Below are 11,847 nucleotides of genomic sequence, written 5' to 3' on the forward strand. Positions count from 1 at the left end.
TGTAAATATAGACATAGTTTTGCTATGTTAATTTATATGAGTAGGAAGTTTAACATATTACCATTTTAACTAAGAAACCTGTTTATATCATCTAAATCTAAAGCTGGTTGAAGAGCTATGTTTATTCCATTGGCTATTACCTTTGATATTGAATCTATAACTACATCCACTTCTTTTGGTGTTACCATGAGGTTTCCTACATAAGGATTTAAAATATCTTGAATCATTCTTTGCTTTTCATTTTTATCGATAGATTTTAACATATTATAAAATTCTGCACCTTTTGTAGATTGACTTATCATTTGATCTAATACCATGTCTATTGTATCATTAGCCATAGTCGCCGCATCAACAACTGTTGGTACTCCTATTGCTATAACTGGTATCCCTAAGGTTTTTTCACTAATTTCCATTCTTTTGTTTCCAACTCCAGAACCTGGTGAAATACCTGTGTTACCAATTTGAATTGTAGTATTTACTCTCTCCATCCTTCTTGAAGCAAGCGCATCTATACATACTATTAAATTGGGTTTAACCTTATCTACGACACCCTTAATAATTTCACCAGTTTCCATTCCTGTTAGTCCTAGTACTCCTGGAGCTATAGCACATACTGGTCTTATACCTTCATCAATTTGATCTGGTATAAGTTGTTTTAAGTGTCTTGTTACCATTAGTTTTGAAACAACCTTAGGACCTAAAGCATCTGGAGTTATATTCCAGTTTCCTAACCCTACTACTAATGCTGTCATGCTGTCCTCAAGATTAATCATTTCAGATAAAGTTTTTCCTAGTGCCTCGCTTACTTCATCCATAGTATCTGCATCATAATGAGTAAATTTCGGCATATCTATGGTTACATATGTACCCTTTGGTTTCCCCATTGACCTTGCACCAACATCATTTAGAACTCTAACTATTGTAGTTTTTATATCACCTTCATTTTTCTCTTCAGCCTCAACTCCAGGTATATCACTATTTTGCTTTTGGTATATCTCCTTAGCTTCAACAGCTAAATCTGTTCTTACACTAAACATAATTAAGCTCCCTTCAAATTAAAATATCTTTTATAGACCATAAATATTTGTTATTAGGTTTTCCTACTTTATTCTACATATTCAAGCTTTATAAATCTAAATCTACACAATAATCTATTTCTTTACTCTTAACGCAAAAAAACACTTGATGATGGCGTATTTTAATGCTATAATAACATCTGTTGAATAAACGAGACTCACTAGCGAATTTCCCCAAAGCTGTTGAGACCCTATAAAAATATAAGGGGGTGAAACTATGGCAAATATTAAATCTGCAAAGAAAAGAATAAAAGTTACAGAAACTAAAACTCTTAGAAACAGAATGATAAAGTCAGCATTAAAGACTACTGTTAAAAAGTTTTTAGTTGCTGTTGAAGGTGGTAACGCTGAAGAAGCTAAAACTACTTTTGTAGCTGCTGTTAAAGCATTAGATATGGCTGCATCAAAAGGGGTACTACATAAAAACAAATCAGCTAGAACTAAGTCAAGATTAGCTGCAAAGTTAAACAGCTTAACTGCTTAATAAATAAACCGGTTTTTTATAAACCGGTTATTTATTTTACTATCCTGAAATAGTATTTATTATTAATAATTCCATCTCCGTCTTCTCATCAACAGTAGAACTCTTCATTTTACGTTCTGCAATTAAACAAAGTTCTATTGCTCTCTTTAGCTGTTTTAATGTGAATTTTTTACTCTGACCTATAATCATATCACATGCATAATCAGATCTAATTTTTAATTCTTTCATAATATCTTGTTTTGTTTTTTTATTCTCTAAGCATAACTTCACTCTAAATAATTGATTGAACTGTCTTTCTATCATATTTAGAATATATGGTATTTTTTCACCTTTATAAATTAGTTCATTTAAAACTTCTAGAGCTTCTTTTAATTTTTTGTTAGCTATTGGGTTTACCAAATCAAATATATCATCATCATTACTTTTTAAAAACAAGCTTTTAATATCTTCTTTAGTTATATCTCTGTCATAAACATAACAACAAAGTTTTTCAACTTCATTTTCAATTATACTTAGATTATTTTCATCCATTAGACTACAAAAAACTCTCAATTCTATCTTACCTATCTTTTTATTTCTCCCATCAAAAAAGCTCTTTACCTTTGCCTCTAGCTGTTGTCCTTTTATTTTATCCGCCTTTACTACACAAGCCTTTTTATCTAGTTTTTGTATTCTCTTACCAGGCTTATCGCGCTTGCTTTTAAACACATCGTACAATATGAGTATACAATGAGGCGGTACTTGATCTAAGTATTCAACAACGCTATTAAAGGCTTTATCACTAGAAAATCTACTGTTTTCGCCCTTATCATCTTCAATAAAGGATGCTCTATATACAAGTACAACTTTTTTATCACTCATAAAAGGCACTGTCTGACACGCATTAATTACTACATCAAAGTTTTCAAGTGAGTTTCCATCAAATTTAATATAATTTAAATCTAAAAAACTCTTATCTATAACTTTATTTACTATAGAACTAATTCCTTCTTTAATGAGCTGCTCATCCCCACCACAAAATATATAGCAATTTTCCATATTATTTTTTTTAATATTTTCATTAAAAGTAATTATATCTATCATTATTATTCACCTCAGACTTTTACGATTAATATTGTGCATAAAACTTAAAATATATGAGCTACTTTATACACATAAAACTCTCTTATATTTGATAAAACTTTCTATTAAAGCTTCTAATATAACCTAATTATCCTGTTAAACATTATAACATATAAATGCATATTGTCTTTATAATCGATGTACATATTTTCAGAAGGATTATTTGACAGCCTGTTTTTGGTAACTCTAACTATGCTATAGGAATTAAACACACTTATATCTTCTTTTTTAACACTATCACTTATGAGCAAACTCTTATTATTTTTACTATTAACTTCAACACTTAAAGACTCATCTCTATAATAGGGGGTTATTTTTACATGTAAGACTTTACTTAGCTCTATAAAAAAACTCTCTTTAGGGTTAGTGATTACCTTATTTATTCCTATATCCTCTTTTAAATTCATAACCTTTTTTGCAGAAGACTGTTCATAATTACAAATTAAAATCTTATTTAGCTTGTAATCCATAACCACAGCCTCTCCACCTAGAAAGTTTATATAATAAAGCTTAGGAATAAAACTATAATTCTGAAATAGCATTACAATAACCACCATAGCAGGTAAGTACTTGTAACTTTTGTACCCGTACCTGTAAAGAACAAAACTTACATAAATTACGATAATTCCAATCCCATCTAAATATCCAAAATAACTTATAGGTGGACATAATTTCAATATTAAATAGTTTGCACCCTGAACAGCCGTCAACATTAAATTTAGACCCATACTTAAGAAATTAAACACAGGTTTTATATAGCATGCTAAAAGAGCTGCATTTCCTAAAATAACTATTATTGAATACATAGGAAGTAGTATTAAATTCCCTATAATAAAGCCACTACTAAAATTCTGAATAGTAAACGCAGTATATGGTACAGAAAAAACTTGGGAACTTAATGTTATACTTAAACTTTCATTTATCTTCTTTGGCAACTTATACATAATACGTAAAAGCTTTTTATAGTATAGCAATATTCCTAAAGTAGCTGAAAATGATAACATAAATCCAATATCCATTATATAATAAGGCTTTATCAAAAGTATAATTAATGCTGCAAAGCTTAAAGAAGATATACTATCATAATTTTTAAATACTATCTTAGCTGATTTAAATATAAATATCATTATAAATGCTCTTATAGTTGATGCTTGTATGCCTGTAAAAAGTATGTACACGAATGATAACAATATAGAAAACCTTATTCCAAATAAATTTTCTAAAACTTTATATATGATTGCCATATGAAATCCCGACACACTAATAGCATGAAATACCCCCATTTCTTTAAATTCATTTTTTTGAGTCTTAGACAAATAACTGGCATCTCCATAGCAAAGAGACATTACTAAGGCAGCTTTCTCTTCTCCTAGAGCCTCCTTATACCTGATATACATATTTCTCTTTATCTCATATAAATAATAAATAAAATCTTTTTTACTTTCAGTTAAATTCTCAACCTTATATTGGCCTATGATTCCCCTTGCAAAATCTTTTTCACTTTTGAATTTTCCATATATAGTAAGCTTTTCTCCTTCTTTAAGTTTTGATACCTTTCCACTCAATACCATTCGTCTTCCCTTATACTCTACTAAGCAATAATACCCTCTATTTTGAGTTACTCTAACCTCCAGGTCGCTTGGAACTTGTATATTAAAATACATCGTAAAACTAATCATTCCTACAAAGAAAAAAAGGATATTTATTATGTAGAAACCCTTATCTAGTGTAAATAAAAATATAGCAAAAAAAGATGCAGCAATAACTGCACCTGCTAAAGCATTTTGAAATAATGCAAAGGCGGAAAGACAACCAATAAATATGGAGATAGCATAATATAAAAGAGGTCTTTTCATCTTATAATACCGTTCCTTATTAGTTTAATTATCGTGGACTTGAAGTAAAAGCTTCACTCTATGAGTTGATGAATCTATTTCCATTTCTTTTACGTGAAGAATAGTTTCCTTCCCCTTTGTAACAAAATATCTCTGTGCTATATCTTCGGCTGATTCCTTAGTCAGACTATCATACATTGAAAAATAATCACTTTCAGGAATATTTAAAAACATTTTATTACTTCCCTTTATTACAGTATGTGAAACATTTTGGAGCATTTTTAGTCCACCTCCTATTAACTATTCTATCCAATAGCAACAGGTTTAATCATAATACTCATCTTTATTAAATTTATGGAATATCGATATTAAGATCCAAGCTCCAACAACTATCCCAACATTTCTCCAATAAATAATATCGGAAAATACTTTTATACCACCAAGTAACATTAAAACTCCAAACTGAATAATTAAATTCAATAAAACAGTTAAATTAGCTAATTTGCTTTTAAAAATCATTTCTCTTGAAAAACTATAATTCAAAAATACAGTATTTAAGTTTAATACAGTAAAGGCAGATATCTGAGCAAATTCTATCCCTTTCCCATAAGTATACATAAGCACTCCAAAAGCCATTACTCCAATCAATATTCCGTTAGATAATATAAAGGAAATACTATTTTTTATGGTATTTTTACCTATACTTGAATTTAAATAAGAAGTTCCTTCATATTTATACTCACAAATTAAAGCTAAAGAAGATAAAAGCATAATTATACTATTGAACCAAAATGTTTCCTGTGCAATAAGCGGCAACTCATATTTCCACAAGATACTTAACATCAAAAATGAAAATACTGCAGCACTACAGCTGGTAATATAAATAATTATTTTTTTAATCGTAGTCATTATTTTTCTAGAGTCTTCTAATACATCTAACAGTTTTGTAAAATCTATTGTAGTTAATACTATATCTGAAAGTCTCCTTACGATATTGCTACTTGAAGTCGTAATTCCAACATCAGAACTCCTAAGTGCAGGCAAATCAATTAGCTTAGATCCTGTTATAGCAGTAATATATCCATATCCCTTTAATGATTTTATTATTTTAACTTTATGTTTTGAGTTGATTTTTGAAAAAATACCTATTTTATCACCAATACGTTCAAACTCTTCATCTACCATATTATCGATTTCTATACCAGACAAAACCTCTTTAAGTTTCGAAGTCACACCAAGTTTTTTACCAATTGCAAGAGCCGTTAGTTTATTATCTTCTGTTATTATGATAGGCTTTACTGATAATAACTTACTTTTTTTAATTGACTCTATCGCTTCATCCTTTAATGTGTTTTCAAAACCAACTAACCCTACAAATACCAAATTACTTTCAATATTCTCTTTAAGACTAGGTTCATAGCTAAAATTTCTATAAGCTAATCCTATAACAGATAGACATCCATTTGACATAATTATATCAGCTCTTTTTATAGCAGTAATATCTTCATCTGTAATTTCCGCTTCTACACCATTTTTCATAATATGGGTACATCTATTTAAAAGTGAGTCAACAGCCCCTTTTACACTTGCCCTGTAATTTTCATCTATAACATTTATAGCAGTCATCATTCTTCTTTCACTATCAAAGGGAATGTTAAGAATCCTTCTATGCTCAGTTTCTAGCTTCCTCTTATCTATTCCATTTTCTATCCCCAATTGTACAAGCGCTGTTTCTATCAAGTCATTTTTAATGTTTGTTTCTTTCATTGTGTTCGTTTTTGTATCGTTACAAAGTAAACCTATACTTATTATTCTGTATAGATTTTGATTCTTGTCTTCATCCGCACTGTCAATTAGTTGACCTCCGCGAGTCTCTATAATTGCTCCACTTGTATATATTTTTACAGCCTTTACTTTTTCCTTAGAAAAAGCCCCAACTTTATCAGTACAAAGTGCAGATATTGTGGAGAACTTTTCTATTGTAGATAAGTTCTTGAAAGTTACAGCATCCTTTTTTAGTTTTCTAAAAATAATTGAAGAAATAATTGATATGGTAAAGATTATACTTTGTGGGACTGCACTTGCTAAAAGTAATGCTGTTGTCTTAGCTGCATAATCTAAATTTCCTTTTAAAATCATTTGACTCACGATACTAATAACTATACACAAAATTACTAATATACTGCAGTAATTAAGTATTTTGTGTAACCTTTTATTGAAGTAGAACATTTCGTTTTTTTCCCCAAAAAGTAAACTAACCACATTTGCTATCTGAGTATTCATTCCAGCAGCAATAACTATCCCGGTTCCACTTCCTCCTACTACAGTGGAAGATTTGAAAAGAATATTCTTCATGTCAGATAATGTTATTTCCTTTTCTTCTATTTTAGTTTCATATTTCTCCGCTATAAAACTTTCTCCTGTAATAGACGATTCCCTTACCTTTAAATCTTCTCCCTCTATCACTCTGAGATCCGCTGGTACACCTTCTCCCTTTCCAACAATTACAATGTCACCTACTACTAACTCTATAGATGGTATCTTAAGAGTTCTCCCCTCACGCACAACTCTCGCATATCCGTTATTTAACTTTTCTAGTTCCTTTATACTTTTCTCCTCATTATATTCGCTAAAAGCTATACATAAAATATTTATTATTAAGATAGTTAACTCCATTCCCGCAAACAAAAATTGTCTATAATATAAAAATATTAGTATAGAAATTATGATAGCTACAACCCATAACTCCTTTAACTGCCTCAAAATTAGCTTATCTAAACCTTTTGTTTTTGGTATATATATTTTATTTCCACCGTACTGTTCTCTATGAGGTTTTATTTGATCTTCGTCAAGCCCAGCATATATATTACTTCCTAATTTTTTAACCACTTCACTCCATGGGCTTCTATACCATTGAATCATACACTTCACCTTTCTATAAGTAATCTATGTTTTTTATTAACGTTATCATTCATATGAACTGGATAAACATTATTATACTGGATTTATATCCCTTTATAATACTCGTGATTATAAAGAAATACTTTAATACAAATTCCCTCTTATGTAAGTACCAAAACAGATCCAAATCAAATTAGTATAGCGATTTACTTAAATGATATTTTTTTATAAATTTCATTCATTTTACATTATTTATCAAATATTTCTTATTTCACTGTATAAATACCATTTCATCTTGCAAACCCAATTGACATAAGCATCATTCTATGTTAATATCATGTAAAAATAACCATTAAATTCCATAGACATTTATACTAATGGATTTTCTACCGAATGCATTCAGTCATATTTCTAAAAATTCAGTACACATAACGAATTATTTATAGCATATAAATAATTTGTAAGGATAAAATGTATAGCCTACTACGAAAATCTATAAATTTGGGGGGAAAAAAATGCTTAAGTACATTTTAAAGAGGCTAGTTTCTAGTGCATTAACTATCTTTGTAGTAATTACATTAACTTTCTTTTTGATGCATAAGATACCTGGCGGACCTTTTGATTCAGAAAAAAAGCTGCCTGATCAAGTAAAAGCAAACCTAGAACAAAAATTCGGTCTTAATAAACCTCTTGGAGAACAATATACCATTTACTTGAAAAATGTTGTTTCACATGGATATTTAGGCCCTTCAATGAGATATGAAGGAAAATCAGTAAATGATGTAATAAGTTACTCATTCCCTGCATCAGCGAAACTTGGATTATGTGCTATTATTATTGCCCTTATTGCAGGAACTTATATGGGTGTTACAGCTGCTCTTCACCAAGGAAAATGGCAGGACAACCTATGCATGGTTATTGCTACTTTAGGCGTCACTGTTCCAAGTTTTGTAATGGCTACTTTCTTTATTTACTTTTTTGCGGTTAAACTAGGTTGGCTACCTGCTGTCGGTTTCGATGAACCAAAAAATCTAATATTACCATCTATAGCTCTTGGAGGTTACGCTATGGCCTTCATTGCTAGACTTTCAAGGTCAAGCCTTTTAGAAGTTATAAGGCAAGACTATATAAAGGTTGCTAAGGCTAAGGGACTACCAAAAATAAAAATAATTTACAAGCATGCATTAAAGAATTCACTAATACCTATAGTAACCTACTTAGGTCCACTTTTAGCTGGAATCCTTACAGGAAGCTTTGTTATAGAAACATTATTTGGTATTCCTGGTCTCGGAAGAGAATTCGTTCAAAGCATAGGAAACAGAGACTATACTACTACATTAGGTGTAACGATTTTCTTTAGTACCTTCTTAGTACTCTGTAACCTAATAGTGGACTTACTATATGTAGTCATAGATCCAAGAATAAAACTAGAAGGTTAAGGAGGTAATGAAATGCAGCTAACTAAAAACTTACTGGAAGATGTTAATATACCTAAAAATATCTCCACAGATATGTTTGAAAAAGTTTCTCCAGATGAAAAAAATGCTGAAGCCATAGTTAGACCTAGTCTTACATATTGGCAGGATGTTTGGAGGAGATTAAAGGAAAATAAACTTGCTATGATTGGTTTATCCTTTGTTATATTTATCACCATTGTAGCAATTATAGGCCCAATGGTTTCCAAATATAATTACTTTTCACAAAACTTAGAACTGGCAAATCAGCCACCCAGCGGAGAGAATTGGTTCGGAACTGATAAGTTTGGAAGAGATATTTTTGTAAGAATACTTTATGGAGCTAGAATATCCCTAACAGTTGGATATGCTGCCAGTATATTAAATATCGTTATAGGCATTTTATATGGTGGAATAGCTGGCTATTTCGGTGGAAAAGTAGACAACATTATGATGAGAATAGTAGACATACTCTATTCAGTACCTATGATGATATACGTAATACTACTCATGGTTATTTTAGGTGCTGGTTTAAAAAGTATTATAGTTGCCCTCTCTATAGCCTTCTGGCTAACCATGGCTAGAATAGTCAGAGGACAAATTATGTCTTTAAAAAATCAAGAATTTGTATTAGCAGCAAAAACGCTAGGCGCTTCACCTATACGAATACTTTTAAGACATCTTATTCCTAACTGTATGGGCCCAATTATTATAACACTTACATTATCAGTGCCAGAGGCCATATTTACCGAATCATTCTTAAGCTTTATAGGCCTTGGAGTTTCTGCACCACAAGCATCTTGGGGAACACTTGCATCAGAAGCCCTTGACGGATTTCAGTTATATCCAACACAACTCTTTTTCCCTGCTTTAGCTATCTGCTTAACAATGCTTGCATTTAATTTACTTGGGGATGGCTTAAGAGATGCTCTAGATCCTAAGATGAGAAAGTAATAGGAGGCTTTACTATGGAGAATTTACTACAAATCGATAGTTTGCATACATCATTTTATACTCATGTTGGAGAAGTAAAATCAGTAAGAGGGGTTTCTCTTAAGGTTGACAAGGGAGAAGCCATTGGGATTGTCGGAGAATCTGGTAGTGGTAAAAGCATTACTATGATGTCTACCATGAGACTTCTGGCTGATAACGGAAGAATAAAAGAAGGACAAATTATTTTTAATGGAAGAGATTTATCAAAAACACCAGAAAAGGAAATGGAAAAAATAAGAGGTAATGAAATAGGAATGATTTTTCAAGACCCTATGACCTCACTTAATCCTGTGTTTACCATAGGAGAACAGTTAATTGAACCTCTTATTAAGCATAAAAAGATGAGCAGAGCTGATGCATTTAATAAAGCAGTAGAAATGTTAAAACTGGTTGGTATACCTAGTCCTGAAAAAAGAATGAAACAATACCCTCATGAATTTTCTGGTGGTATGAGGCAAAGAGCTATGATTGCCATGTCCCTTGTATGCGCTCCAAAACTTTTAATAGCAGACGAGCCAACTACCGCATTAGATGTTACAATACAAGCTCAAATTCTTGAACTTATGAAGGATTTAAAAGCAAAAATAGATATGTCTATAATCCTAATAACACATGATTTAGGAGTTGTTGCAGATGTATGTAATAGAATATACGTAATGTATGGTGGTACTATTGTAGAAAGCGGAAACTCAAGAGATATTTTTTATAATCCAAAGCATCCTTATACCTGGGGGCTATTAAGAAGTATACCAAACCCAAAAGAAGATATAAAGGAAAGATTAAAACCAATTGAAGGTACACCGCCAGATCTTTTGAAACCACCTGCAGGTTGCCCCTTTGCACCTCGCTGCGAATATACAATGAAAATCTGCTTAACAGAACGACCAATTCAATTTGAAATAGGCGAAGGTCATTGCTCTGCTTGTTGGCTGAATCACCCCGATGCTCCAAAAGCAGAACCTAGTATAGAAGGGGGAAATGCATAATGGCTGATAAAAAAATCTTAATAGAAATTAAAAATTTAAAAAAGCATTTTGAAATAAAAAAAGGACTATTCGCTAATAAAAAAAGTTTTGTAAAGGCTGTTGATGACATTTCCTTTACTATAAATAAAGGAGAGACCTTAGGCCTAGTTGGTGAATCTGGTTGCGGTAAAACTACTACTGGAAGAACTATAATAAAATTATATGAACCTACAGCCGGCCAAATAATTTACGATGGAAAAGACATCGCTAAGCTATCTCCAAATCAAATGTTATCTTACAGAAGAAGAATGCAAATGATATTTCAAGACCCTTACGCATCGCTAGATGCGAGAATGACTGTTGGAGATATTATAGGTGAAGCTATCGACATACATAAGCTTATGGCAGGAAAAGAGAGAAACGAAAGAGTACAATACCTTCTAAGTAAAGTTGGCTTAAATAAAGATCATGCCAGCAGATACCCTCATGAGTTTTCCGGCGGGCAAAGGCAAAGAATTGGTATTGCCAGGGCGTTAGCTGTTGAGCCTGATTTTATAGTATGTGATGAACCCATATCTGCTCTTGACGTATCTATTCAAGCTCAGGTAGTTAACATGCTTGAAGATCTCCAGAAAGACTTAGGGCTTACCTATTTATTTATAGCCCATGACTTGTCAATGGTTAAGCATATTTCTACAAGAATTGGTGTTATGTATCTTGGAAAAATGGTAGAAATAGGTTATAGCAATGAATTATACAAAAAACCATTTCACCCATACACAAAAGCCTTATTGTCAGCTATACCTGTTCCAGACCCTGATATGAGTGCATCTAATCAAAGAATTATGCTTGATGGAGAGATTCCATCTCCAATTGATCCACCACCTGGTTGCAGATTTAAAGGAAGGTGTAGTTATGCTAAACCTATATGTTCCGAAGTAGAACCTACATTAAAAGATTTAGGTGACAACCATTCTGTTGCATGTCACTTATTTGAATAACATTCTTAAGTGTGAG

10 protein-coding genes are annotated in these 11,847 nt (G+C 31.5%); 5 read left to right on the top strand and 5 right to left on the bottom strand.

The genetic code is table 11. The features are described from left to right. Positions 1–65: 65 nt before the first annotated feature. A complete protein-coding gene (gene gpr / locus AC0N0V_RS19570) occupies positions 66–1,037 on the bottom strand; it encodes a GPR endopeptidase (RefSeq protein ID WP_474460465.1) in 972 nt (323 codons plus the stop codon). A 256-nt stretch (positions 1,038–1,293) separates the two neighbouring features. On the opposite strand from gpr, the gene rpsT reads away from it, so the two are divergent. Next, entirely contained in the window at positions 1,294–1,560 is a 267-nt protein-coding gene (gene rpsT, locus AC0N0V_RS19575) for a 30S ribosomal protein S20 (RefSeq protein ID WP_474460466.1), read from the top strand. A gap of 39 nt (positions 1,561–1,599) precedes the next feature. Here rpsT and holA read toward each other — a convergent pair whose 3' ends face one another. The 4 genes from holA to AC0N0V_RS19595 form a co-directional block, all read right to left on the bottom strand. Beyond that, positions 1,600–2,643, bottom strand: a complete 1,044-nt coding sequence (gene holA / locus AC0N0V_RS19580; RefSeq protein ID WP_474460467.1) for a DNA polymerase III subunit delta — start codon at positions 2,641–2,643, stop codon at positions 1,600–1,602. A 113-nt stretch (positions 2,644–2,756) separates the two neighbouring features. Then, positions 2,757–4,538: a ComEC/Rec2 family competence protein gene (locus tag AC0N0V_RS19585; RefSeq protein ID WP_474460468.1), complete on the bottom strand. Its 1,782-nt coding sequence runs from the start codon at positions 4,536–4,538 to the stop codon at positions 2,757–2,759. Between the two features lie 24 nt (positions 4,539–4,562). Then, positions 4,563–4,796, bottom strand: coding sequence for a hypothetical protein (locus AC0N0V_RS19590; protein WP_474460469.1), 234 nt, complete (start codon positions 4,794–4,796; stop codon positions 4,563–4,565). 45 nt (positions 4,797–4,841) lie between these two features. After that, a complete protein-coding gene (locus AC0N0V_RS19595) occupies positions 4,842–7,439 on the bottom strand; it encodes an HAD-IC family P-type ATPase (RefSeq protein WP_474460470.1) in 2,598 nt (865 codons plus the stop codon). A 494-nt stretch (positions 7,440–7,933) separates the two neighbouring features. On the opposite strand from AC0N0V_RS19595, the gene AC0N0V_RS19600 reads away from it, so the two are divergent. Genes AC0N0V_RS19600 through AC0N0V_RS19615 form a run of 4 tightly spaced genes read left to right on the top strand, consistent with a single transcriptional unit; the run spans position 7,934 to position 11,831 of the window. After that, positions 7,934–8,857, top strand: a complete 924-nt coding sequence (locus AC0N0V_RS19600; protein ID WP_474460471.1) for an ABC transporter permease — start codon at positions 7,934–7,936, stop codon at positions 8,855–8,857. 12 nt (positions 8,858–8,869) lie between these two features. Continuing rightward, positions 8,870–9,826, top strand: a complete 957-nt coding sequence (locus AC0N0V_RS19605; RefSeq protein ID WP_474460472.1) for an ABC transporter permease — start codon at positions 8,870–8,872, stop codon at positions 9,824–9,826. A gap of 14 nt (positions 9,827–9,840) precedes the next feature. Further along, positions 9,841–10,851: an ABC transporter ATP-binding protein gene (locus AC0N0V_RS19610; protein WP_474460474.1), complete on the top strand. Its 1,011-nt coding sequence runs from the start codon at positions 9,841–9,843 to the stop codon at positions 10,849–10,851. Further along, entirely contained in the window at positions 10,851–11,831 is a 981-nt protein-coding gene (locus tag AC0N0V_RS19615) for an ABC transporter ATP-binding protein (protein ID WP_474460475.1), read from the top strand. The genes AC0N0V_RS19610 and AC0N0V_RS19615 overlap by 1 nt, the downstream gene beginning before the upstream one ends. Positions 11,832–11,847 lie beyond the last annotated feature (16 nt).

The organism is Clostridium sp. CS1-1 (genome assembly GCF_056135525.1).